This window comes from Arthrobacter sp. StoSoilB13, from assembly GCF_019977255.1.
Classification (GTDB): domain Bacteria; phylum Actinomycetota; class Actinomycetes; order Actinomycetales; family Micrococcaceae; genus Arthrobacter.
Map to the genome: position 1 here is coordinate 833278 of NZ_AP024648.1, position 23670 is coordinate 856947.

The following is a 23670-nucleotide window of genomic DNA, read 5'->3' on the forward strand; positions in this document are numbered from 1 at the left end:
CCCGGGAGTTCGGGCCGGCTAGAGGAACATTTCCTCCGCCACCACCGACGCGCCAGTTCCCAACCCGCGGACGGTCCACCCCGCACTTCGCCAAGCTTCGGCGTCCAGTACGTTCCGGGCGTCCAGCACCATCCGGCGTCGTACCAGCGAGCCCGCAAACGACGGCGAGAGGGACACGTATTCGTCCCATTCGGTGAGCAGAAGCACCAGCTCGGCGCCCTCAAGGGCACGCTTGGTTGAGGCCTCGAAACGGATCTGCGGGTAGCGGATCCACGCGTTGTTGATGGCTTTGGGATCGGTGACGGTTACGTGTGCGCCGGCGGATGCGAGCTGCTGCGCGACGTCCAGGGCGGGGGAGTCGCGGATGTCGTCGGTGTCCGGTTTGAAAGCTGCGCCGAGGATCGTCACCGTTCTGCCGGACAGGAAACCGCGGCACATTTCCCTTGCCACATCCACGGCGCGGCTACGCTGGTCCAGGTTGATGGTGTCCACCAGGGCCATCCATCGGTCCACGGACGGTACGGAAAGCTCGCGCGACTGGGCGCGGAACGAACGGATGTCCTTGGGCAGGCACCCGCCGCCGAATCCGAGCCCGGCGTGCAGGTACCGGTTGCCGATACGCGGGTCCAAACCCATCGCTTCGCTGAGCTCGCTGACGTCAGCACCCGAGGCATCGCACAGTTCTGCCATCGCGTTGATGAAGCTGACCTTCGTGGCCAGGAACGCGTTCGACGCCGATTTGATCAGCTCCGCCGTCGCAAAGTTGCAGACCAATCGAGGGATACCCGCGCTGATCAGGGGCTCGTACACCGCGTCCAGAACGGCGGTCACCGGAGCCCCGGCGGCGGCGCCCTTGCCACCGGGAACGCCGTAAACCAGGCGATCAGGAACCAAAGAATCCTTGACGGCTGTGCCTTGACGCAGGAACTCCGGGTTCCAGCCGAGCAGGACGTCCGAGCGTCGGGCCAGGACCGCGCGCAGCGTCTCCACAGTGCCTACCGGCACCGTTGATTTGCCCACGACGGCGGCACTCTTGGCCAAGTGGGGCAGGAGGCTCTTCGTGGCGCTCATCAGGTAGGAGAGATCGGCCGTGTCGGAGGTCTTGGACTGCGGCGTGCCCACGCAGAGGAAATGAACTTTGGCGTCGGCTGCGGCTGAGAAGTCAGTGGTGAACTTCAGACGGCCCGTGGTGCGTCCATCGCTGAGAAGTTCGTCCAGGCCGGGCTCGTGGAAGGGAGCCAGCGCCTTGTTGAGCTGCTCAACCTTGTGGGAATCGACGTCGATGCCCACCACGGTGTGGCCCATGGACGCGAGTGTTGCGGCGTGGACTGCGCCGAGGTAGCCGCAGCCGATCACGGATATTTTCATGCCGAGGGTCCTTTGCTTGAGGTCAATTCGGTGGGGCCGGCTTCGCTGGGAATGCCGGCGACAACTTCGTTGTAATGCCGCACCAGGTCGGCGCTGAGCACGGGCCACGTCCGGCCCTGGACCGAAGCGGTTGCAGCCGCAGCGAACGCGCGGCGCTTGGCGTCGTCGCCCATCAGGTCCTGAACGTAGCCGCGTAGTTGAGCGAGGTTCCCCGGCTCGTACAGCCAACCCGTGCGCGAGTTTTCCACGAGGTCCAAGGGGCCGCCGCGGCCGGTCGCGACCACAGGAACGCCCGAAGCCATGGCTTCCTGAATGGTCTGGCAGAAGGTCTCGAACTCGCCGGGATGGACGAAGAGATCGAAGCCCGCCACAGCCTGGGCCAACGAATCCCCACCGAGGAAACCAGCAAAGTGGGCGCTCGGCAGGGCCGCTTGGAGTGCCTCCCGTTGCGGGCCATCACCAACGATCACCAGCTTCGTATCCGGCAGGTCCGCCAGCACGGCGAGGTCTTCCACCTGCTTCTCTACAGCGAGGCGGCCGACGTAGCCGATGATCCGCTGACCCTGCGGCGCTACCGAGCTGCGCCATGCCGTCGAACGTTTCGCCGGGTTGAAGCGCGCGGTATCCACTCCGCGGCGCCACATATCCACTCGCAGGATGCCGCGTCCGCGCAACTGGTTCAGCGCGAACGTGGACGGCACAAGGGTCCGGGTGGCCAGGAGGTGGATGTTGTCCACGCGGTTCCACGCCCAGTTCTCAAGGAACGGCACGCCGTAGCGGGCGGCGTAGCTGGGAACCTCGGTCTGGTAGATCGCGACCGTCGGGATGCCGAGTTGATCGGCAGCCTGCACAGCCCGCCAGCCCAGCACGAAAGGCGAGGCGAGATGAACGACGTCGGGGGCGAAATCGGCAAGGATTCGCTTGACCCGATTCACACCACCCAACGCCACCCGCACATTCGTGTAACCGGCCAGCGGCACGGACGGAAGCCTGTGCACATACGCACCTTTGACGACGCTCGAAACATCAGTGTCCGACGTCGACGGCGCGATCACCATCACCTCGTCCCCGCGCTCCTGCAGATGCTCCAGCACCCGCAGGATGGAATGGGTTACCCCATTCATCAGTGGCAGGAATGATTCGGCGACGATTGCGATCCTCACGCCTTCAACGGTGGTCGGGGCGGTTGGCTTTGCGGGTTCGAACGGGTGGCCTGTGGAGGAAGAGTTGGTTAACAGGAGGGTGTCCTGTTTGTCGGAGCAGCCCGGTAGACTCCCGTTCAATGACGCTCTGCCGCGTCTCGACTTTGGGGGTTCAAAATGGGTGCTGTTATTGATGATTCGCGCGCGCTTGGGGGAGTAAGCGTACGACGACGGCGCCGGGCGGCGGCGCGGACAGTCGCCGTCGGATTGGGCCTGGCTTTGTTGCTGGGAACGCTTGGTCCTTTGACAACGACCGTCTCGCCCGCTGTGGCAGATGCTGTGACCAATGTTGTTTCTGTGGGGGACCAGCCTGGGAAAATTGCCGTGAACCCTCTGACGAACCAGGCCTATGTTGCCATGTTTGAGGGCGTGTTCGTCATCAATGGAGCTTCTGGCGGAGACGTCTTGTATTCGGGAGACATGCCCGTGGACGTTGCTGTGAACACTGCGACCAACAAGATCTACGTCAGCGAGATTGGTGGGTCCGTTGCAGTGGTTGACGGCGTGACGCGCGCCGTAACGTCTTTGCCCGTGGGCTCCGGGGCTGGCGTGGTGGCTGTCAACGAAACGAGCAACAAGATCTACGTAGGTATCGCTTCCGGCGTTGCCATCATCGACGGAGTTACGAACGCAATTTCCACTGTTCCTCTCTCGGGAGGTGCACAGGACATCGTGGTCAACCCCGTCACGAACAAGGTCTACGTAAACTCCAGCGGAACTATCAGAGTCATCAACGCTGCTGGCAGCGTTACCGGCGACGTCATCATCGGCGCTGGAGGCATTCGCGCCCTCGCCGTAAATCAGGCAACCAACAAGATCTACTACACCACGCTGGGAAGGTACGGTGCCGGAGTTGGCGTGATTGACGGCGCAACCGACAAAACCACGGGAAAGATCGAATCCTCCAGCAAAGTGGGGATGTTAGCCGTCAACCCGGCCACCAACAGGATCTACGTGGCTGCAGACAGCAACTCCACGGACGGCTACGTCAAAGTCATTGACGGGGGCACCCTGACTGAGATTGAGCAGATCATCACCCCATCGCTTGTCAGCGACATAGTGGTGAACCAAACGAGCAACAAGATCTACGTCCCGATGTCCGGCCGGGGAACCACCATCATCGATGGCGCTGACAACAGCGTCTCGGCGGTCTTCACGGGGCAGAACCCGGTTTCGGCGGCTGTGAACCCGTCCACGGGAAAGGCGTACGTGGCTAACAATGGCAGCGACTCCGTGTCGGTGATCGATGGGACGGTGCCGGCGCCTGTTAAGAATGACTTCAACGGCGATGGCTTTGCTGACATTTTGGCTCGGGAAGCTTCCGGCGTGCTGTGGCTCTACCCCGGTAACGGCGCGGGTGGCTGGCTGCCTCGCCTCCAGGTCGGGCAGGGGTGGAACGTCATGACGGCACTGGTTGCTCCGGGCGACTTCAACGGCGATGGCCACGCTGATGTGCTTGCCCGTGATGGAGGGGGCCTCCTCTGGCTGTATCCGGGCAACGGTTCAGCAGGCTGGAAACCGCGGGTACAGGTGGGCAGTGGCTGGGAAGGCATGAGCGCGATCGAAGGGATTGACTTCCACGGCGAGGGGTTTGTAGACGTTGCAGCGCGCGACCGTGGTGGTGCCCTTTGGGTTTATCGGGGAGATGGGAGCGGCGGCTGGTTGCCCAGGATGTGGGTCGGTTCAGGGTGGTCGGACATGTCCGAGATCACTGGCGTCGGCGACTTCAACGGGGACGGCCCTGTCCGATATCGCTGCCCGCGACGGCGCCGGTGCACTGTGGCTCTACCCTCCGAACGGTTACGGCAGCTGGCAGTCTCGACAGACAATCGGTCAAGGGTGGAACGTCATGAACTCCCTGGTTGGACCCGGAGACTTCGACGGCGACGGGGCGCGCGGATATCCTGGCCCGAAACGGCGCCGGGGAACTTTGGCTGTACTCGGGGCAAGGCGGATCCTGGTGGCCTTCGGCTTCCCGTGTTGGGACTGGGTGGAACGGGATGACAGCGATTCTGTGAATTTCCTGACAGAGATGTAGACTCCGCTCATCGACGCGGCAGTCGCGTCTCATTTTCTGGGGGTCCCATGAGTCCTGTCGCGTCAGGTACAGCTGTGTCCGGATTGAAGAAGTTGGGTCGAAAGCGTACGACGGCGGCGCTCGCCGTTGTTGGGGCGCTGGCCGTTTCGTTGTTGGTCGGGTCTCCGGCGAGGGCTGATGTTTTTGCTGCTGACATCCTCGTCGGCACCAGTCCGCATGCATTGGCCGTTGGCGGATATCAGACCGACAAGGTCTATGTTGCTACAGACTCAGGTCTGTCGATCATCGATTCCGTTACACGGAAGGTCTCAACACTGGATGTCGGAGGAGTGCCTCAAGACGTGACCGTTCACCAGGGCTGGGCATATGTGAGCGTTTCTGTCGGTGAAGGAAAGCCGGGGTTCATTGCGCTAGTCAGCGGTCAAACCGGCCAGGTTGTGCAAACATACCCGACGGGAGTGAACCCTGGTCAGATCCTGGCTAACACCGCAAACGGCAAAGTCTATGCTGCTTTCAAGACTGGTGTCACTGTCCTAGACGTCGGCCGTCCCACTAAAACCGTCACGCTGCTGGCGCCTCCCAGAGATATGGCCGTCAGTACGAGCAACAACAAGGTCTACGTTGCTAACGGCAACTCGGTCACGGTGATTGACGGAGACACGAGCGCCGAGACAAAAGTTGACCTTGGTGCTCCAGTACTGGGAGTGGCCGCGAACTGGTCCCGGACGGACACCTATGCCACCACCGTGGGTAAGAACGGCTCGACCGTAGTGGTTATCGATGGGATGACCAACGCCACCACTACTGTCTTCGAGACGTTCAAGAAGCTCGGGGACGTCTTCACGGACGGAAATTACCGCGTCCAAGTTGCCGCGTCCGACGGAACCCAAGGTGGCTCGGTCATCGTCTTCGATGCCCAAACCCAAAGGAAGATTGCGGAGGTTGGCACGAGCGGTGCATCGGGCATTATGGCCGGGGACAAATACCAAGGAAAGGTGTATGTCCCCAACCTGGCTGGGGGAGCCACCATCATCGATTACTTCAACGCCACCTCCACCGTCCGGACCGGCAGTAACCCTGTGGCGGCCGCCTTCGACCTGGATGGCCGAAAAGCCTACATAGTCAACAAAGGCAGCAACACCGTGACCGTCATTGACGCATCGGTGCCAACCCCGGTCAAGAACGATTTCAATGGCGACCGGAAGACCGACGTTCTGGCCAGGGATGCCGCGGGCGCGCTCTGGCTCTACCCCGGAGACGGCGCCGGCGGTTGGCTGCCGAGGGTTCAGGTGGGCTCGGGCTGGAATATCATGACGGCGCTGATCGCTCCCGGTGACTTCAACGGTGACGGACTTTCGGACGTGCTCGCCCGCGATGGCGCCGGTGCTCTGTGGCTGTATCCGAGTAACGGCTTCGGCGACTGGATGCCGCGGGTTCAGGTTGGCTCGGGATGGTCAGGAATGACGGCGCTCGCATCCCCGGGCGACTTCAATGGTGATGGAAAGGTCGATGTCCTTGCCCGGGACAATGCCGGAGTCCTGTGGCTGTATCCGGGTAATGGATCCGGCGGGTGGATGGCACGTGTGCAGGTCGGCGTCGGCTGGTCGGGCATGTCGGTGATCATGGGGGTCGGCGACTTCAACGGCGACGGCACTGCTGACGTTGCTTCGCGCGATAGTGCCGGTGTCCTCTGGCTCTACCCGGGAAATGGCTACGGAGGATGGTTGACCCAGCGCCAAATCGGTCAGGGGTGGAACGTCATGAATGCCTTGGCCGGACCTGGTGATTTCAACGGCGACGGCAAGACCGACATTCTTGCCAGGGATTCCGGCGGGTCACTCTGGTTGTTTGCCGGCAGCGGTGGTCCGGCCTGGCCACTCTCCAGCAACGTTGGTCAGGGCTGGAACGGAATGACGGCAATTCTCTGAGCTTTGGCTCAAGGGGGCGATTTTCATTGTGCAGTCGAAGGAACTCAGAGCCCGTCCACCTGCCCACCCCGCGCCCGCTTCAGATCCTTCCGTAGCCCGCGGTTGTCCGCCCGGAGCTCGCGATTGTCGTCGGCCAGGCCCCGGTTGTCCTCCGTTAGTCCCCGGTTTGCGGCCTCCAGCTCCAGCACGCGCTTCACCCCGGCCAGGTTCAGGCCCTCGTCCAGGAGCACGCCAATCCTCCGGAGGGTCTCAAGGTCCTGTTCGCTGTAGCGGCGAGTGCCGCCGTCGGTCCTTTCAGGAGTGAGAAGCCCTTTGCGCTCGTACTGCCGGATGTTCTGTTGCCCGGTGCCTACCAGTTCGGCCGCAACGGAAATGGCGTAGACACCACGACCGTCCCGGTCCGCAGCGTCACGTGCGCCAGCGCCGTCCGCCTCCGCGGGCGTACCGCCGTCGTGATCCAGACGCTCGGTGTCACCATTGCCAGCCATGCAAACCTCTCAAAAAAATCTTTGAAAAAACCTCTTGCACCACTCTCTCACCGGTGCTATAAAAAATCTATACCAGCCAACACAGATCTGGAAGGCTGGCAGAACAACAAAACCGCATCAAGATCTGAAGGAGTGAGAACCAAATGCTGATGCGCACAGACCCGTTCCGCGAATTCGACAGGCTCGCCCAACAGGTTTTTGGCACAACAGCAAGGCCTGCCGGCATGCCGATGGATGCTTGGCAGGAGGACGGGCAATTCATTGTTGCCTTCGATCTGCCGGGCGTCACGCCTGATTCGGTGGAACTGGACGTCGAAAGCAACGTCCTGACGGTTAAGGCAGAACGTAAGTCGCCTGCGGGCGAGAACACCGAGATGATTGCCGCCGAACGCCCGCAAGGCGTCTTCAGCCGGCAGCTCATTCTGGGTGACACCCTGGACACCGAAGGCATCCAGGCCAGCTACGACGCAGGTGTGCTGACACTCCGCATCCCCGTCGCCGAGAAGGCAAAGCCACGGCGTATCGAGATTTCTTCCAACAGCCAACGGCAGGAGATCAACGCCTAACCAAGGCTGCCCCGCTGGAGCTCCACCCGGGGGTGGCTGACCAGCGGGGCGTCAGGGCCGGGAGCTTCAGACCGACCGCATCGGAACAGATGGGCGCAGGCTTCGCGCCACGCCACAGCACTTGTCGTGCAGATGAAACGCGGTCCCCGACGTTGTCTCCCGATTGATGGCCCCCGGCCCATGCCGGGGGCCATCGCCAAATCCGCAGCACTTATCCGGAACCAGCAGTGAGCACCAACCAACCCGACTACTACGCGATCCTGAACGTGGCTCCCAGCGCGACAGCCCGTGAAATCACCCACGCCTACCGCTCGCTGCTCCGCACCCACCACCCAGATACCCGCAAAAAGGCCGACGACGGCGACACCACCAAGGCGGCCGACCTCCAGAAACTGCACGCCATCATGCAGGCGTATGTTGTGCTCTCGGATCCGGCGAAACGGAGTGCCTACGACCACAGCCGGAGAACGGGTAGCTCGTCGGCCGGCTCATCAGGGTCCAGCGGTTCCACCGGGAAGCCGGTAAAGGTCCGCGTCCACAAGACGCCGGCTACTCCCGCTGCCGGTCAAAAGGATCAGCAGCCTCTCGTGTTCGGCCCGGTCCACTGGGAACCACTGCCCGGGACGACCCCCGGATACCCGTCGCCCAAAGTCCGAAGGAGATACTTATGAGTGCCTGGCGCTCGTACGACAGCCATCTGATGCCCGCGTTCTACGAGCGATTCGAGAATCGTTGGGGAAAGGGCACGGCGCCGTTCCTGGACCCGGAAGTCCACGAGCAGCCCATGCCGCGCGCTCAATGGATCAATGTTGATACTGGTGCGGCTGTGGCCGTGGTTCCCATTTGGACGGACGATCCCGAACATCGGTCCTTCGGCGTCTTCTACCTTCCGCCGGCCGGGGATATTTGGATCCTCCGCCCAGGGCCAACTACGTTCATCGAACCCGGCAAGGGTGGGAGCAAAGAGCAGGTCTCGTTGCGTAACGACGCCTTCAAGAAGGCAGTCCATCACGCCAAGGAATTCATCTACGGACCGCAGCCCTAGTGTTTTGCGTTGTCGGCCCAGTCCCCACGTCAGGGTTCCCGAAGTACATCCGGAAGCTCGTCGACGTAGACGGTCTGGGGCGGCTCGAAATAGATCACCAGCACCTTTTCGCCCACAGGAAAGACGCTGGTCTTGTCGAATGGGTAGGCAAAAAATGCGCTGGTACCGCCATGGAAGGGGAGCATGACTTCGCCGATAGTGCCCGGGGCGATGGTCCCGGTCACCCTTCCAATCTTGCCGGTGAGGCTCCGATTGACCTCTCTATGCATCTGACGCCGCATCTGACGCCTTCGCCGGCGGGGACTTCACGGCCGTGGGCCGGGTGGGCGCCGCAGTCGGTCGGTTGGCTCCGTTCCCCTTCAAGGCCGAAGCCAGGGACGGGAGGAAGCTCCCAACCTGGGACAGGATTCCACCCACCATGCTGTTCAGCCCGTCGCCGCCGTTGAGCACCGTCAGCTGACCGATGCGCGAGAAGGGCTCTGCCGCAGCCGAAACGATGGCGGGCATGTTCTCGGCGATTTGCTGGTTGATGACGGCTTCCTGGTTTGTCTCCAACGCTTCACCGCGGGCCTTGATGCCTTCTGCCTCAGCCAACGCCTTGGCCTTAACTGCGGATGCTGCTGCATTTCCTCGGGCCGTCGTCGCAGCGGCTTCGGCTTCACCTGTCACGCGGGTTGCACCTGCCATTGCCGCTGCAGCTCCAGCATTTGCTTGGGCCTCGAGTTCAACGCGCCGGGCGTTGGCTTGCGCGTCGAGTTCGATGCGCTTCGCGAGGGCCTCGGCAGCACTGATATCAGCGGCCTTCTTCGCTTCAGCCTCGGTCCTCTGCGCGTAGGCCTTGGCATCGGCGGGCTTGCGGATGGTTGTCTGCAACTTCTGCTCTTCGCGGTCGGCCTCGAGCTTTGCCACCTCTGTCTCCTGGACCACCACCTGCTGCCGGGCAGTAGCATCGGCCAACGGTCCGGCCTGGGCAGCGTTGGCTCGGGCCTGTTCAGCATTCGCCTGCGCAGCGGATTGCTTGATGGCGGACAGGCTTTGGGCATCAGCAATCAGTGCAGCAGCTTCCGCTTCCTTCTCAGCCGCCTCACGGTTGCGGGTGGCCTCAGCGATCCGGGCCTCCATCTTGACCTGGGCAATGTGCGGCTTGGCCAGGTTCTGGATGTACCCCGTAGGGTCCTGCAGGTCCTTGATCTGCAACGAATCCACCACGAGGCCAAGCTTCTCCATCTCCACGCCACTGGCACTGCGGACGAGTGAGGCGAGCTTGTCGCGCTCGCGGATGATTTCCTCAACAGTCATGCTGCCGATGATCGAGCGGAGATGCCCTTCAAACACGTTGTAGACCTGGCTCTCCATCTTCGGCTGCTGCCCCAGGAACCGTCGGGCGGCGTTCGCGATGAACGGGGGAGCGTCCCCAATCTTGTAGATCACCACGCCATCAACAATCACCTGGATGCCCTGGGACGTCACACACGAGACCTTGAGTTCCGTCTCATTCAGCGTCAGAGCCAGGGTTCGGACTGTCTGCAGCCCCGGAACCACCAAAGCGCCCTTGCCCGTGACGATCTTGAAATCCATGCCGTCCGTATTTTCGAGCGTGCCACGGGTCAACCCGGAGATGATCAGGGCCTCGTTCGGTTCCGCCACCTTCCACATCGCCTTCGTTGCCAGCCACACGAAGCCGATGACAACAACCACGCCAAGAATGCCGGCGATCAAGGGGAAAAATGCCGAGAGGTCGTTCATTGACCTTGTCCCTTCAGACGATGTGAACCGGCCTCATCCGTTGACCCCCATAGGCCATGTGCCTGTTCGTGTACACAGTCTCGTTGGGCTGCAGCAGGGAAGTCCAGCACTTTTGTGCGTCATTTGTGCCACGACGCCCAGCCACGCCGGAGCCTGGCCCCGTAGCCCGGCAACCCGCCGTCGAGCCTTAACAAAGAAGGCTGGTGCAACCTTTGGAGAGAATCCGTAGGTGGCTGCACCAGCTGCTAGTACGACTTTCTGTTTATTAGTTGTGACACCTGTTCATTGGCCGCTCCTAGTTCCCGGCTTCTATTATTTCCGGGCCTTTTTATCGTCTGTGAAGTACTGGGCGAACATCCAACCGGCGGCGATCATCAGGATGCCCAGCACCATATGAGACCAGTTGTCCACAGAGTTCAGCGACAGGAAGTTGGCTGCGGAATCGACTCCGACGCTCAGCCCGTAGATGCTCAGCACGATGTACAGGGCGCCAAAGCCCATCAGGAAGTTCCTCGCGCCGTGTGCTGTGCGGGACATGGCCCAGCCCGTCGCACCGATGGCCATCTGTACGAGGTTGAGCAGCACGGATATCTGGAATACGCCAAAGAGCATCGCATGCGAGTCCGGGCCGAAGAATTGCAGCTCCGGGTACCGCATGGTGATGCCTGGAATGAAGCCCAGGATGCCCACCAGCCCAACGATGACACCCACACCCAGGCCTACCACCTGGATGTCTTGCCGTCCGAAATGGACACCGCGTGCATGTGAAGCAGACGTACTCATGTCGTCCTCCAGTCACCTTTGCGAACATCTCCCATTTTACGGCCGGTTCATGCAAAAAGCGCTGGAATTGGCGGTATTACAGGGCGCCTGCCGGGGGAGCGCTGCCTACCGTGGCACGATAGGACACGATGAAACTGCGCGCTGATCAGACCGGAAACCGTGGCCTCCCGATGCCCCTTTGGCTACAGGGCGGTTTGGAAGCGGCACAGGCAGCCTTCATTTCGGCCATCGTTGTTGTGCTTCCGTTGGTGGGAGTGTGGGCCACCGACGGATTCCAGAACCGGAACGTGGACTTCCTGGCGCGCCTGGCCGGGCAGGCCTGGCTGCTGATCCATGGTGTTCCGCTGACCTTGGCACAGGTCAACGTGGGCACAGCCGGCCAGCCTGGAACGGGTCTTCTTTCGCTGATTCCCTTGGGCCTGACGCTCATTCCGTTCCTGCTTGCATGGCGGGCGGGACGACGACTAGCCCGCGCTTCCTACACGGACCAGCTGTGGCAGGCGTTCCTCGGTGCCTGCCTTGTTTACGCCGCGTTCGGGACAGCGACAGGATTCGTGTGCCGCACCCCCGAGGTGGTTATCAATCTGTGGTTCGCCATGACCATCCCACTGATCTCCTTCGCACTGGGCCTGGTGGTCGGCGCCCGGCGCGAGGCAGGCTCCTGGAGCAGGCTCATCGGTGTGGACGCCGTCGCCTGGATCGCGAAGACCAGCCAACACTCACGGTGGGCGGGCTCCTACGTCGGCTCAGCGCTGAAGGCCGGATTCGTCGCGACCATGGCCGCTGTGTGCCTGGCCGCGGTCCTGTTGGCCGTGGACATCGTGTGGCACTGGACGGACATCATCGCTGTTTACGAAGGCCTCCAAGCCGGCGCTCTGGGCGGCGCGGTCCTCACCATCGCGCAACTCGGCTTCCTTCCCAACCTCGTAGTCTTCGCTTTGGCCTGGTCCTCCGGGGCTGGCTTCTCGCTCGGAGTCGGCTCGCACGCCGGGCCGCTCGGCACCGCCGTCGGACCCCTGCCTGCCGTCCCCGTTTTCGGCGGGCTTCCCGCCGGACAACTCGACGCCGGAGCCATGGCTCTCGCCCTCCCCGTGGTTGCAGGGATCATGGCGGGTTGGTGGTTCCTCCGCGAAGGCGAAAACCACTTCGACGAATGGCTCTCCATCAAGATCAAGGCCCGCTGGTTCACCGCCGCGGCGTCCACGTTGTTCCTGGGGGCGTTCGTTGGAGCTGTCGCCGGTGTCCTGAGCGGTGCGCTCGCATGGGTCGCCCGTGGATCAGCAGGAATCGGCCGGCTCACGGAAATCGGACCCCACCCGCTGTGGACGGCAGTCTGGCTGGCCGCCGAAGTGGGCATCGGCGTCGTGATCGGTTATGCAGTGGGGCCGTGGCTGGAACGCCGCCAGAAGCTGCGCGAGGCGAACCTGGACGAAGTAGCGTTCGACGACGAACACGCCTGAGGTTGCCGGCTGGGCTTTTGGTTGGGCTCGGGTTTTGGTTGGGCTGGGCTCGCTTGGCTGGGCTCGCTTTAGCGGACCGGGCCCGGCATCGAGTCCTCAAGCTGCGTGAGGCACTGTGTCTTGGCGGATTCCGTCAGCGCCGAGCGAGCGCAATCCTGATAAGTGGTGACTTGTTTGAAGAAGAGCACAGACGTCAGAATCAACAGGCACATGACCGCCGAGACCACGAGTCCCGAGATGGTGCCGAACAACACCAGCCGAGGGTGCTTGTACTTCACCGACCGGACCAGGACCACAATCCCGAGCACCAAACCGGCGATCGTCAGGATGGCGCTCAACCACACGTAGTTCACGTTCAGGGAGAACACGAAGAACGATCCCAAAGCCGACAAAAGGAAAGCGCGGAACAGGATCTGTGTCACGCCGAAAGCGGACTTTTCCGCGGCGGTGCGGGGTTGCTGGCTCGGCTTGCGACCGACGTCGGGATTCATGTTTTCCAGCCTACGCGAGCCGCCCATAAGCTAGTGCAATGCGCATTGTTGTCCTCGTGTCCGGTACTGGTTCCAATCTTCAGGCTGTCATCGACGCCGTGAAGTCGGGTGAACTGGATGTCGAGATCGCCGCTGTGGGTGCCGACCGCCCCGATACCTACGGTGTGGAGCGCTCGGACGAGGCCGGCATTGAGACCTTCGTGGTGAACTTCAACTCGTTCGAAACCCGCGCCGAATGGGACGCCGCCCTCCGCGACAAGGTCCTTTCCTATAACCCGGACGTGGTGGTGTCTTCAGGATTCATGCGGATCGTGAGCGCCGACTTCATCGAGGGCCCTTCAACGGCAAGTACGTCAACACACACCCGGCGCTGCTGCCGTCCTTCCCCGGTGCCCACGGTGTCCGCGACGCCATGGCTTATGGCGTGAAGGTCACGGGTTGCACGGTTCACTGGGCCGACGCCGGCGTGGACACGGGACCCATCATTGCCCAGGAAGCAGTATCCGTGCTGCCCAATGACACCGAGGAAACCCTCCACGAGCGCATCAAGGTAGTGGAGCGCCGCCTGCTGGTCCAGACGCTGGCCGACCTCGCCGCTTCTCCCAACTAGGTCGCATTTAAGCGCGTTTTGCGCCCTCAAAACGCGCAGTGCTGCTACTTAGATTCCGGTTGACGTCCTCTGCCTGTGGATAACGCCGCACGCCCATAGGGAAGTTTGTCAGCATGGGGCATGAAGACTCCGCAACCCCTTCCTGAATCACTCGCTTCGTTGCCTTTCACCTGGCAGGAAGCCGTTGCAGCGGGAGTATCCCGACGGCGGCTGAGTCACCGAAGCCTGGTCTCACCGAGCCGGGCGATTCGGATACCTCAGTCGGATGCTCCGTGCGCCCTTGCTGAAACCGTTCGTCCGGTGACCCTTGTTACTCCGTTCTCAGCCGCGTCCCACGCGACTGCCTTTTTATTGTGGGGGTTTCCGGCGTTCTTGCCAGGCAGCAATGACCCAAGAATCCACATCGCACGCCCTCACACCATGGCGATTCCTCGTCGCCGAGGCGTCATTGGCCACCGGGGCCAGTTCTTTGAAGACGAAATCACCACGCTTAACGGCCTGTACATCACGAGCAGAGCCCGAACATGGTTGGACTGCGCGCGGAAAATGGACATCGACGAGATCACTGTGGTGGCGGATCACTTGCTGCGCATACCGAGGCCGGAATTCGAGGGCCGCAGCGCGCCTTACTGCACGGTGGATGACCTGGAAGAAATGTTGGATCGCCACTGGGGAACACCGGGGATCCGCAAAGCCCGTGTTGCTTTGGAACAGGCGTGCGTCGGCGCCGACTCGGCCCCCGAAACGCGGCTTCGGCTGGCACTGGACCGGGCGGGGCTACCGACTGCGGAAGTCAACGTGCCCACGGAGTTGGGTCCCGGCGTCGTGCGTCAATCGGATGTAACTTATCGCGAGTGGCGGGTGGCGGTCGAATACGACGGGGAGGGCCATTCGGAGGCCGAGCAGATCGTGCGGGATATTGCCCGCGAGGAGGAGTTCAGCCGGGCAGGGTGGTTCCTGGTCCGGATCTCCAAGCGTCACATGACCACCGGCGCGAGGTCCGCGGTGGCCAAGGTGAGGCGGGCGCTCGAGCAACGCGGTTGGTCACCCAAGTAAGTCGCAGTTGTGCGCGTTTAGCGGTCTCTAAACGCGCTTAAGTGCGACCTAGTTGGGGAAGCTAACCCAACACGCGCTGCTTCGTCTCGGGAGCGAAGAACGCCATCCACAACACAGAGAGCAGCACAAGCCCACCGGCCATCGCAAACGACTGCGCCAGGCCGAACTCGGGCCAGAAGAACGAAGCGAACACCAAAGGCCCGAAGCCTGCGCCGATGCGGGAGAACGTCGAAGCCCAGCCGAAGCCTGAGCCCCGGAGTTCCGTCGGGTACAGCTCGGACACGTAGGCGTAGAGGACCGGGATTGCCACCTGGACCACGAAGCCAAACACCAACAGCCAGAACACGGCGGCTTGCGGCACGTCCACCACAAACGCGACGATCACCAACGTCAGCGCGGAAAGCGGACCGGTGATGGCGAGGATCCACTTGCGGCCCACCCGCTCCACCAGCAGTGCCGCGACCACCACGCCTAAAAGCCCGACGGCGGCCATCCCGGCTGTGGTGACGAAGGCTTTGTACTCCTCGAAGCCGGCACCAATGAGGATCCGTGGCATCCACGTCAGAGACAGGTAATAGACCAACAGGATGCTGAAGAACAGGGCCCAGGCTGCAGTGGTGATTTTCCAGTTGAACGTCCAGATTTTGCGCAGCTGTTCCCACGCGCTGCCGGGGGAGAGCCTGGGGGCGGCTTGGGGTTCCGGCAGGCTGTATGCCCGGGGTGAGGCGCCCGTTGCTTCCACCAAACCATCAATCACCGCCGCGGCCTCAGCCCGACGGCCGGCCCGAATCAGGAACAGCGGGGACTCGGGAACACTGCGCCGCACCCAGAAAACGAGGAGCGCAGGCAGAACCATAATCAGCATGGTGAGCCGCCAGTCGCCGAAGGCAGCAACGAGTCCTGCGGAGATGAAGCCACAGAGAGCCGCGCCCACGGGCCACCAGCCATCCATCGCCGTGAGGACTTTGCCCCGCTGCTTGCGAGGCGTGAACTCACCCACCAGCGCATAGTCCACCGGGATGCAGCCGCCCAGCCCAAACCCGGCCATGAATCGGAAGATGCAGAACCACACGATGTCCGGGGCGAAGGCGCCGAGCACGGTGAATATGCTGAAGATCAGGAGGGTGGCCGTGAATGCCTTCTTGCGCCCGATGGTGTCGGCGATGGTTCCCCACGCAAACGCGCCCAGAGCCATGCCGATCAGGTTGGCCGTACCGATCCACGCAGCGTCAGCGGGCTGCAGGGACCAATGCTTGGACAGAAGGGGAATGAGGATGCCGTTGAGCGTCACATCCCAGGCGTCGAACATGAATCCGAGCCCACCGATCACGAAGATCCTGCCTTGGACCTTCCACCGCCACGGCAGTTCCTGCACAACTTGTTCGCCGCTGGGCACGGCTGTGTATGTATTCATCTGCCCTCCTGCATGCAACTTTATGCGCTCGGGCCAAACCGGTGTTCGCGTTACTTCTGGTTTTCAATCGCCCTTCGCAGGTAACCACCGGCTTCTTCGAGAGCTCTCTTGGCCTGAGCTGGTTCGATGCCGGTGAGCAGCACCAGGATGGCGGCTTTTACCGAGCCGTTGACCGAGTCCAGTGCTGCCACGGCTTCATGCGCGTCGACGCCGGTCGCGTGCTGCACTGTCCGTTGCGAGCGGGCCAGAAGCTTCTCATTCGTGGCCCGCAGGTCAACCATCAGGTTCCCATACGTCTTGCCGAGCTTCACCATCACCAGCGTGCTGATCATGTTGAGGACAAGTTTCTGGGCCGTGCCCGAGTTCAGTCGGGTCGAGCCCGCAATGAACTCCGGACCCACCACAACCTCAATTGCCACATCCGCAAGATGACTGACGGCAGAACCTTTGTTGCAAGCCAGCGACGCCGTGAACGCACCCTTTTTCCGGGCCTCTTCCAGCGCGCCGATCACGTACGGCGTTCGGCCGGACGCCGTAATACCCACGACGGCGTCCGCTTCCGTCACGTTGATATCGTGCAGGTCGCGCGCGCCTGCGGTCGCGTTATCTTCGGCGTACTCAACGGGTTTCTGGATCGCCTGGACGCCACCTGCAATAAGTCCGACGACGAGTCCCGGCGGGGTGCCGAACGTCGGCGGGCACTCGCTCGCGTCGAGCACACCCAGGCGCCCGGCCGTTCCAGCCCCGACATACAGAAGGCGACCCCCACGCTGGAGTCGCTCCGCAACGGCGTCGACCGTTTGAACAATCGCAGGGCTCGCCGCCTCAACCGCGGCGTGTACTCCTGCAGTGTGGGCGAGCATGGCCGCGACGAGTTCCTCGGTGCCCATGATGTCCAGGTCGCTCAGGTTCTCGGCCGCGGCTTCGGTCTCCAGCCCGGCGAGTTCCATGCGCAGGCCGGCGAGCCTGTCCGCGTCAGTGGGGCTAGTCGGGCCAGTTTGTTCCGTCACGGTGGATGTACCTTTCCTGGATGAGCCCGCGGCGCGTCGCAGCGAGGGCAGCACCGTCCAAGCCATCGCCCAGCGGGGCCACCACCTCAATCCCAGCCGAAGCAAGGGACTTCCGCAAGAGCTCCGCGAAGAACCCGGAGCTGACCACTCCGCCCAGCAGCGCAACACGGCGTGAGCTCCCGGAGTCGCCGCCCGCGGCCAGCTGCACGGTCTTGGTCAGGATGCGGCAGGCCTCGTCCACAATGACATTCGCGACGGCGTCACCCGCCTCCGCGGCGTGCAGAACCAGCGGCGCAAACCGGGCCATGGCGCGGTACGGGTTTTCGACGGATGCGAGCCATCCCGGGAGCATTTCCGGGGAGTCGACCAGAGCCCCCGCCGCAGCCGAAAGCGATGTGGAGGGGCCGCCGTCGTGCGCTTCCAAAACGGCCTGGAGCCCCCGCTGGCCGATCCAACGGCCGCTGCCACGATCGCCCAGGTAGGGTCCCCAACCGTCGGCGCGATGAAGGACGCCGGCTTCATCGAAACGGAAGGCCACCGCCCCCGTACCCACGATCAGGGTAGTGCCCGGCGCGCCTTGGAGGGCTCCAAGTTGGGCTGCGGTGGCGTCCGAAAGGACAGCTGCCGGGACGCCGAAGCGCTGGGACAACATAGTTGCGAGCTCGCGGGACTTCTCCGCAGAAGCCTCGACGCCGGCCACTGCCGCGCCGATTCCCGTCAACGTGCTCACAGGCAGGCCGGGCGGAAGCATCGAGACCGTCTCAAGCAGGAGGTCGAAAGCGATCGTGGGGCCGTTGTCCATGTGGACTCCGGGGAACCCGTGCTGGTCCGCCGCGCCAAGTAATTCGGTGCCGCTGCGCAGCTCCACGCGGCAACGGCTCTTCCCTACATCGGCGGCGAGAACGACATCGGTGGCTTCCATGGCTCAACCCTATGTTGTGGGGCCTGTTGTGCGTGGCAAACGTGGGGCATGGGGCGCAGACCGGGCCCCGCAACGCAAGACCAACCAGGACCCGAAACGAGCGCGCCAACGAAACACGATAAACTCTCCGTATCCCACCACCCGCGACATCTACGCGAACTAAGACGGAGACTTTTGTGAGCTTGACGCAGCTTGACCGTGTTCCCATCCGCCGTGCACTGATCTCGGTTTACGACAAGACGGGACTGGAGGAGCTCGCGAAGGGCCTGCACGCAGCCGGCGTCGCCATTGTTTCCACCGGCTCCACCGCCAAGAAGATCGCCGCCGCTGGCATCCCTGTCAAGGAAGTCGAAGAAGTCACCGGCTCCCCGGAAATGCTGGACGGCCGCGTCAAGACCCTGCACCCGCGTGTGCACGGCGGCATCCTGGCTGACCGTCGCGTCCCGGCCCACATGGAAACCCTCGCCGGTATGGAGATCGAGACGTTCGATCTCGTCGTGGTGAACCTGTACCCGTTCGTCGAGACCGTGAAGTCCGGCGCAGCACAGGACGAGGTGGTTGAGCAGATCGATATCGGAGGCCCCGCGATGGTGCGTTCGGCCGCGAAGAACCACGCCGCCGTCGCCATTGTCACGGACCCGAACTTCTACGGCGCAGTGGTTGCTGCAGCACAAGAAGGCGGCTTCGACCTCAACACCCGTCGCCGCCTGGCCGCCAAGGCGTTCGCGCACACGGCCAGCTACGACAACGCTGTGGCAACCTGGACCGCCAGCCAGTTCCTTGATGAAGACGGCGACGGCGTCATCGACTGGCCTGCCTATGCCGGTCTGTCCTTGGAGCGTTCCGAGGTCCTCCGCTACGGCGAGAACCCGCACCAGCAGGCTGCCCTCTACGTGGACAAGGCTGCTCCGGCCGGCATCGCGCAGGCTGACCAGCTGCACGGCAAGGCCATGAGCTACAACAACTTCGTCGACGCCGACGCCGCCCTCCGTGCTGCGTTCGACTTCGCCGAGCCCGCCGTTGCGATCATCAAGCACGCCAACCCGTGTGGTGTCGCTGTCGGTTCCGCCGACGCTGCAGATCCGATCGCTGACGCCCACGCGAAGGCACACGCCTGCGACCCCGTTTCCGCTTTCGGTGGCGTGATCGCCGCGAACCGTACCGTTACCGCTGGCATGGCCCGCACGGTTGCCGACATCTTCACCGAGGTTGTCATTGCTCCGGACTTTGAGCCGGAAGCCGTGGAGATCCTTTCCAAGAAGAAGAATATCCGACTGCTTGCCCTGCCTGAGGGCTACGGCCGCTACCCCTCCGAAATGCGCCAGGTCTCCGGTGGCGTGCTGGTTCAGATGAGCGACAAGGTGGACGCCGACGGCGATAACCCCGCCAACTGGACCCTCGCAGCCGGTGAAGCCGCCGATGAAGCAACCCTCGCGGACCTCGCCTTCGCGTGGACTGCCTGCCGCGCCGCCAAGTCCAACGCGATCCTGATCGCAGATCACGGCGCCGCTGTGGGCATCGGTATGGGCCAGGTCAACCGCCTGGACTCCTGCCGCCTTGCCGTCGAGCGCGCCAACACGCTGGGTGTCACAGTGGAGTCCGACGTCGAAGGTGCTGGCGGCGCTTCGAACGCCGACGCGACCAACGCACCAGAGCGCGCACGCGGTGCCGTTGCAGCCTCGGATGCATTCTTCCCGTTCGCTGACGGCCTGCAGATCCTGATCGACGCCGGTGTCCGCGCCGTGGTCCAGCCTGGCGGTTCTGTCCGCGATGAGGAAGTCATTGCCGCAGCCAACGCTGCAGGCATCACGATGTACTTCACCGGTGCACGCCACTTCTTCCACTAAACAACGGCGGGCAACAGCCCAAAGCCAGTGAAACGCAACGGTGGCCGCCCCCGAAAGGGGACGGCCGCCGTCGTTGTTAACAAGGTCGCGCTAAGAAGACTGCTACGAAGCCGCCGCCGTGGTGTAGGTGGACTGAATGACGGAGCCCCAGTACGGGCCATACATCGTGTTGGAGTTGCTGCCGTAGCCGTAGCTGTTCACCGAGTTCTGGTAACCGCCGGAGCTGTTGCCGATGAACCAAGGACCGCCCGAGGAACCACCGGTCATGTTGCAAGGGATTCCCTGGGTGGCGAACTGCGGGTTGTAGGGATCGTTGGTGGCAGTGCCGGAGCAGCTCTTGAGCGATTCGCCGTTGAACGGAGCAGCTGCCGGGTAGCCGAAGGACTTGTAGCTCAGGCCGCGGGCGGCGTTGAACTGGACACCGGAGGAGCCTACGACATCGGCGAGCCGCTGGCCGTTGAGGGTGTTCATGACGGCGAAAGCGGTGTCGTACTGCATGGTGCCGTTGGATGCCCATTGGGTGGGGGAGTACAGCGCCCTTGCTGTCCACTTGCCATAGGGTGCGGAACCGTTGAGGTAGGCGGGTACGAACACGAAGTTGGTGGCGTAGGCGCCGGGTCCCTCGTTGACGCAGTGGCCTGCAGTGGACACGGTGCTCTTGTTGGCTGCTGTCACGGAGTTGCCGGAGCAGACGTAGTTGGAGCCGCCGAGGGTGAAGAAGATCTTGCCGATGTGCTTTACGGGCGTTTCGCTCTGGTTCACCTTCCGGTCGATGGTCTTGGAGTCGGTGGAGGCTTGCTGGCCCTCTATGCTTTTAAGGGCGCCCGGGGCTTCGGTGACCGGGGCTTTTCCGAGGTTGAGGAGCCGGCCGCGGTCAAGTGCCTTGTTGGCGAGGATGTCGCCGGACTTGGCGTTCTTCATGCGTTCCGGGGTCCAGTAGTCTGCGGCGCCGTTGTCCGACGCTACATGGCTGCTGACCGCAACGCCGCTGGAGTCGATGTCCTTGGCGGGGGGCCGCATTTGCGCTGGTGGTTCCAACCAGGGCAAGGATTGCGGCAGCGGACAGACTCAGCAGGCTTGTGGCCAGGGTCTTGGTTTTTGTCACGTTCTTCCAACCTATCGAGGGAGTGGGGCGGCCAGTGATGGCGACCGCCGACTGACGGAATCGAAGCTACCCAACGTATGACAAGTTTGTAAAGAGTTCTTTCATAGTTTGTGATATTTTGCTTTCACTTCTTGTCACAGGGCGGGGAGCAATGCACGACGCCGGTCGGCAGCTCGGGCGGCAAGGCCGCCGTCGGGCGTAAATCGCTTTCCCGCGCGGTAACGAACACGTGATCCCGGACACGAAGGGCCGCCAATCCGGCCTACTCGGGTAAGTTTAGAGATGTTGAAATCTGCAGACTTTCAGGGAGAACCCCGCCAATGGCCAAGATTATCTATACCCACACAGACGAAGCGCCGATGCTGGCTACCTACTCATTCCTGCCGATTGTGGAAGCGTATGCCTCGACCGCAGGTGTGGAGGTCGAGACCCGCGATATTTCGCTGGCAGGCCGCATCATCGCCGTTTTCGGCGATTTCCTGACTGAAGAGCAGCGCACGGGCAACGCCCTTGCTGAGCTTGGCGAACTGGCAAAGCAGCCGGAAGCCAACATCATCAAGCTGCCCAACATCAGCGCCTCAGTGCCGCAGCTCAAGGCTGCCATCGCCGAGCTCCAGGCCCAGGGCTACGCCCTCCCGGACTACCCGGACAACCCCTCCTCGGACACCGAGACGGACATCCGCTCGCGCTACGACAAAATCAAGGGCTCCGCTGTGAACCCGGTGCTGCGTGAAGGCAACTCTGACCGCCGCGCACCGCTGTCGGTGAAGAACTACGCCCGTCAGAACCCGCACTCCATGGGTGCCTGGTCTGCCGATTCCAAGACCAACGTTGCCACTATGGGCCAGAACGATTTCCGCTCCAACGAGAAATCCGTTGTGCTCAAGGCTGACGATTCCCTCAGCATCCAGCTGGTCCGCGAAGACGGTACCACCAAGGTCCTCAAGAAGGACTTCCCCGTCCTGGGCCGGTGAAGTTGTGGACGCTACCGTTCTGCGCGCAGACGCCCTGGACGAATTCCTGAAGGCACAGGTTGCCCGTGCCAAGGAAGAGGGCATCCTCTTCTCCGCACACCTGAAGGCCACCATGATGAAGGTCTCGGACCCCATCATCTTCGGCCACGTCGTCAAGGCTTACTTCTCCGAGCTTTTCGATACTTACGGCAAGCAGCTCGCAGCCGCAGGCATCAGTCCGAACAACGGTCTCGCAGCCATCCTCAGCGGTCTTGAAGACCTGCCGGAAGACGTCCGCGAAGGCGTCAAGGCAGCCATCACCAAGGGCCTCGAGGACGGACCTGCGTTGGCAATGGTCGACTCGGACAAGGGCACCACCAGCCTCCACGTTCCGTCGGACATCATCGTCGACGCTTCCATGCCGGCCATGATTCGTTCCTCCGGCCACATGTGGGGCCCGGACGGCAAGGAAGCGGACACGCTCGCCGTCATCCCGGACAGCTCTTACGCCGGCGTCTACCAGGTAGTCCTGGACGACTGCCGTGCCAATGGCGCATTCGACCCCACCACCATGGGCACCGTTCCCAACGTGGGCCTCATGGCGCAGGCAGCCGAGGAATACGGCAGCCACGACAAAACCTTCGAAATCGAGGCAGCCGGAACCGTCCAGCTCGTGGACAGCAAGGGTAACGTCCTCACCGAGCACCAGGTATCGCCGGGCGACATCTGGCGCGCATGCCAGACCAAGGATGTCCCGATCCGCGACTGGGTCAAGCTGGCCGTTACCCGCGCCCGCGCTTCCAAGACCCCGGCCGTTTTCTGGCTGGACAAGGGCCGTGCGCACGATGCCAACCTCATCGCCAAGGTCAACGAGTACCTGAAGGACCACGACACCGAGGGCCTTCAGATCGAGATCATGTCCCCGGAGGAAGCAACGGCCTTCACCCTGGAGCGCATCCGCAAGGGCGAGGACACCATCTCCGTCACCGGTAACGTCCTCCGCGATTACCTCACGGACCTGTTCCCGATCCTCGAGCTCGGCACCAGCGCCAAGATGCTCTCCGTCGTTCCGCTGATCAACGGTGGCGGCCTGTTCGAGACCGGCGCCGGTGGCTCCGCTCCCAAGCACGTCCAGCAGCTGGTCAAGGAAAACCACCTTCGCTGGGACAGCCTGGGTGAATTCCTTGCCCTGGCCGTCAGCTTCGAGCACCTTGCCACCACCACGGGCAATGCCCGCGCCCAGGTCCTTGCCGACACGCTGGACCGCGCCACGGGTACCTTCCTGCTGGAAAACAAGTCCCCGCGCCGCAGCGTTGGCGAGCTGGACAACCGTGGAAGCCACTTCTACCTGGCCATGTACTGGGCACAGGAACTGGCCAAGCAGACTGAGGATGCCGAGCTGGCCAAGGACTTCGCAGCCATCGCTGAAGCCCTGACCTCCAACGAGGAAGTCATCGTCGGCGAGCTGAACGCAGTCCAGGGTCCCGGCGTCGATCTGGGCGGTTACTACCGTCCGGACGCCGCCAAGGCCGCTGAGATCATGCGCCCGTCGGCCACGTTCAACAAGGTCGTCGCGACCCTGAGCTAGTCATTACAGATAATGCCCCTGAGACCCGGTCTTGGGGGCATTATCTGTCT

General features: G+C 62.8%; 19 protein-coding genes and 2 pseudogenes. 10 read left to right on the forward strand and 11 right to left on the reverse strand.

Features of this window, described 5'->3' with window-relative positions; all coding sequences use genetic code 11:
* Positions 1-18: 18 nt before the first annotated feature.
* Together LDP01_RS16165 and LDP01_RS16170 are read right to left on the reverse strand one after the other, a co-directional pair.
* Positions 19-1368 (reverse strand): UDP-glucose dehydrogenase family protein, encoded by a 1350-nt coding sequence (locus LDP01_RS16165; RefSeq protein WP_224091450.1) that lies wholly within the window; start codon positions 1366-1368, stop codon positions 19-21.
* Positions 1365-2531, reverse strand: coding sequence for a glycosyltransferase family 4 protein (locus LDP01_RS16170; RefSeq protein ID WP_224091452.1), 1167 nt, complete (start codon positions 2529-2531; stop codon positions 1365-1367). Before LDP01_RS16170 ends, LDP01_RS16165 begins: the two co-directional genes overlap by 4 nt.
* 282 nt (positions 2532-2813) lie before the next feature.
* Between LDP01_RS16170 and LDP01_RS16175 the strand changes: the two genes are divergently transcribed.
* Together LDP01_RS16175 and LDP01_RS16180 are read left to right on the forward strand one after the other, a co-directional pair.
* The gene (locus LDP01_RS16175) at positions 2814-4574 is read left to right on the forward strand and encodes an FG-GAP-like repeat-containing protein (protein ID WP_224091454.1); all 1761 of its coding nucleotides are present in this window, start codon (positions 2814-2816) and stop codon (positions 4572-4574) included.
* Positions 4575-4655: 81 nt separating this feature from the next.
* Positions 4656-6536, forward strand: coding sequence for an FG-GAP-like repeat-containing protein (locus LDP01_RS16180; protein ID WP_224091456.1), 1881 nt, complete (start codon positions 4656-4658; stop codon positions 6534-6536).
* A gap of 44 nt (positions 6537-6580) precedes the next feature.
* Here the strand turns inward: LDP01_RS16180 and LDP01_RS16185 are convergent, their stop codons facing one another.
* Positions 6581-7024 (reverse strand): MerR family transcriptional regulator, encoded by a 444-nt coding sequence (locus LDP01_RS16185; RefSeq protein ID WP_224091458.1) that lies wholly within the window; start codon positions 7022-7024, stop codon positions 6581-6583.
* Between the two features lie 143 nt (positions 7025-7167).
* On the opposite strand from LDP01_RS16185, the gene LDP01_RS16190 reads away from it, so the two are divergent.
* From LDP01_RS16190 to LDP01_RS16200, 3 genes are all read left to right on the forward strand, one after another.
* Positions 7168-7590 (forward strand): Hsp20/alpha crystallin family protein, encoded by a 423-nt coding sequence (locus tag LDP01_RS16190; protein WP_224091460.1) that lies wholly within the window; start codon positions 7168-7170, stop codon positions 7588-7590.
* 227 nt (positions 7591-7817) lie between these two features.
* The gene (locus LDP01_RS16195; protein WP_224091463.1) at positions 7818-8261 is read left to right on the forward strand and encodes a DnaJ domain-containing protein; all 444 of its coding nucleotides are present in this window, start codon (positions 7818-7820) and stop codon (positions 8259-8261) included.
* On the forward strand, positions 8258-8635 hold the full coding sequence (locus tag LDP01_RS16200; RefSeq protein WP_224091464.1) for a hypothetical protein: 378 nt from the start codon (positions 8258-8260) through the stop codon (positions 8633-8635). The genes LDP01_RS16195 and LDP01_RS16200 overlap by 4 nt, the downstream gene beginning before the upstream one ends.
* Before the next feature lie 29 nt (positions 8636-8664).
* On the opposite strand, the gene LDP01_RS16205 is transcribed toward LDP01_RS16200, so the two are convergent.
* From LDP01_RS16205 to LDP01_RS16215, 3 genes are all read right to left on the reverse strand, one after another.
* Positions 8665-8904: an NfeD C-terminal domain-containing protein gene (locus LDP01_RS16205; protein ID WP_224091466.1), complete on the reverse strand. Its 240-nt coding sequence runs from the start codon at positions 8902-8904 to the stop codon at positions 8665-8667.
* Complete coding sequence (locus tag LDP01_RS16210; RefSeq protein WP_224091468.1) at positions 8897-10381, reverse strand: flotillin family protein; 1485 nt, start codon at positions 10379-10381, stop codon at positions 8897-8899. Before LDP01_RS16210 ends, LDP01_RS16205 begins: the two co-directional genes overlap by 8 nt.
* Before the next feature lie 312 nt (positions 10382-10693).
* On the reverse strand, positions 10694-11164 hold the full coding sequence (locus LDP01_RS16215; protein ID WP_224091469.1) for a DUF4383 domain-containing protein: 471 nt from the start codon (positions 11162-11164) through the stop codon (positions 10694-10696).
* 128 nt (positions 11165-11292) lie between these two features.
* Between LDP01_RS16215 and LDP01_RS16220 the strand changes: the two genes are divergently transcribed.
* Positions 11293-12624 (forward strand): cell division protein PerM, encoded by a 1332-nt coding sequence (locus LDP01_RS16220; protein ID WP_224091470.1) that lies wholly within the window; start codon positions 11293-11295, stop codon positions 12622-12624.
* A gap of 68 nt (positions 12625-12692) precedes the next feature.
* Here LDP01_RS16220 and LDP01_RS16225 read toward each other — a convergent pair whose 3' ends face one another.
* Entirely contained in the window at positions 12693-13142 is a 450-nt protein-coding gene (locus LDP01_RS16225; protein ID WP_224091471.1) for a hypothetical protein, read from the reverse strand.
* Between the two features lie 11 nt (positions 13143-13153).
* Here LDP01_RS16225 and purN point away from each other — a divergent pair.
* A pseudogene (gene purN, locus LDP01_RS16230) lies at positions 13154-13725 on the forward strand (phosphoribosylglycinamide formyltransferase).
* Between the two features lie 420 nt (positions 13726-14145).
* On the forward strand, positions 14146-14781 hold the full coding sequence (locus LDP01_RS16235; RefSeq protein ID WP_224091472.1) for an endonuclease domain-containing protein: 636 nt from the start codon (positions 14146-14148) through the stop codon (positions 14779-14781).
* Between the two features lie 61 nt (positions 14782-14842).
* On the opposite strand, the gene LDP01_RS16240 is transcribed toward LDP01_RS16235, so the two are convergent.
* From LDP01_RS16240 to LDP01_RS16250, 3 genes are read right to left on the reverse strand one after another with little or no spacing between them, the layout of a single operon-like run.
* Positions 14843-16195: an MFS transporter gene (locus tag LDP01_RS16240; RefSeq protein ID WP_224091477.1), complete on the reverse strand. Its 1353-nt coding sequence runs from the start codon at positions 16193-16195 to the stop codon at positions 14843-14845.
* 50 nt (positions 16196-16245) lie between these two features.
* A complete protein-coding gene (gene murQ / locus LDP01_RS16245; protein WP_224091479.1) occupies positions 16246-17205 on the reverse strand; it encodes an N-acetylmuramic acid 6-phosphate etherase in 960 nt (319 codons plus the stop codon).
* Positions 17180-18127, reverse strand: a complete 948-nt coding sequence (locus LDP01_RS16250; RefSeq protein ID WP_224091481.1) for an N-acetylglucosamine kinase — start codon at positions 18125-18127, stop codon at positions 17180-17182. Before LDP01_RS16250 ends, murQ begins: the two co-directional genes overlap by 26 nt.
* A 176-nt stretch (positions 18128-18303) precedes the next feature.
* Here LDP01_RS16250 and purH point away from each other — a divergent pair, with 176 nt between their 5' ends.
* The gene (gene purH / locus LDP01_RS16255) at positions 18304-19974 is read left to right on the forward strand and encodes a bifunctional phosphoribosylaminoimidazolecarboxamide formyltransferase/IMP cyclohydrolase (RefSeq protein ID WP_224091483.1); all 1671 of its coding nucleotides are present in this window, start codon (positions 18304-18306) and stop codon (positions 19972-19974) included.
* Between the two features lie 102 nt (positions 19975-20076).
* Here purH and LDP01_RS16260 read toward each other — a convergent pair whose 3' ends face one another.
* Positions 20077-20994, reverse strand: a complete 918-nt coding sequence (locus LDP01_RS16260) for a trypsin-like serine peptidase (RefSeq protein WP_346658933.1) — start codon at positions 20992-20994, stop codon at positions 20077-20079.
* A gap of 405 nt (positions 20995-21399) precedes the next feature.
* On the opposite strand from LDP01_RS16260, the pseudogene LDP01_RS16265 reads away from it, so the two are divergent.
* Positions 21400-23620 (forward strand): annotated as a pseudogene (locus LDP01_RS16265) (NADP-dependent isocitrate dehydrogenase).
* Positions 23621-23670: the final 50 nt, after the last annotated feature.

Excerpts from the sequence above, each read along its gene's own strand:
- LDP01_RS16200 (WP_224091464.1), top strand. The coding sequence starts at position 8,258 with ATGAGTGCCTGGCGCTCGTACGACAGCCATCTGATGCCCGCGTTCTAC.
- LDP01_RS16210 (WP_224091468.1), bottom strand. The coding sequence starts at position 10,381 with ATGAACGACCTCTCGGCATTTTTCCCCTTGATCGCCGGCATTCTTGGC.
- LDP01_RS16215 (WP_224091469.1), bottom strand. The coding sequence starts at position 11,164 with ATGAGTACGTCTGCTTCACATGCACGCGGTGTCCATTTCGGACGGCAA.
- LDP01_RS16205 (WP_224091466.1), bottom strand. The coding sequence starts at position 8,904 with ATGCATAGAGAGGTCAATCGGAGCCTCACCGGCAAGATTGGAAGGGTG.
- LDP01_RS16165 (WP_224091450.1), bottom strand. The coding sequence starts at position 1,368 with ATGAAAATATCCGTGATCGGCTGCGGCTACCTCGGCGCAGTCCACGCC.
- LDP01_RS16190 (WP_224091460.1), top strand. The coding sequence starts at position 7,168 with ATGCTGATGCGCACAGACCCGTTCCGCGAATTCGACAGGCTCGCCCAA.
- LDP01_RS16240 (WP_224091477.1), bottom strand. The coding sequence starts at position 16,195 with ATGAATACATACACAGCCGTGCCCAGCGGCGAACAAGTTGTGCAGGAA.
- LDP01_RS16250 (WP_224091481.1), bottom strand. The coding sequence starts at position 18,127 with ATGGAAGCCACCGATGTCGTTCTCGCCGCCGATGTAGGGAAGAGCCGT.
- LDP01_RS16235 (WP_224091472.1), top strand. The coding sequence starts at position 14,146 with ATGGCGATTCCTCGTCGCCGAGGCGTCATTGGCCACCGGGGCCAGTTC.
- LDP01_RS16180 (WP_224091456.1), top strand. The coding sequence starts at position 4,656 with ATGAGTCCTGTCGCGTCAGGTACAGCTGTGTCCGGATTGAAGAAGTTG.
- LDP01_RS16185 (WP_224091458.1), bottom strand. The coding sequence starts at position 7,024 with ATGGCTGGCAATGGTGACACCGAGCGTCTGGATCACGACGGCGGTACG.
- LDP01_RS16220 (WP_224091470.1), top strand. The coding sequence starts at position 11,293 with ATGAAACTGCGCGCTGATCAGACCGGAAACCGTGGCCTCCCGATGCCC.
- LDP01_RS16225 (WP_224091471.1), bottom strand. The coding sequence starts at position 13,142 with ATGGGCGGCTCGCGTAGGCTGGAAAACATGAATCCCGACGTCGGTCGC.
- LDP01_RS16260 (WP_346658933.1), bottom strand. The coding sequence starts at position 20,994 with ATGCGGCCCCCCGCCAAGGACATCGACTCCAGCGGCGTTGCGGTCAGC.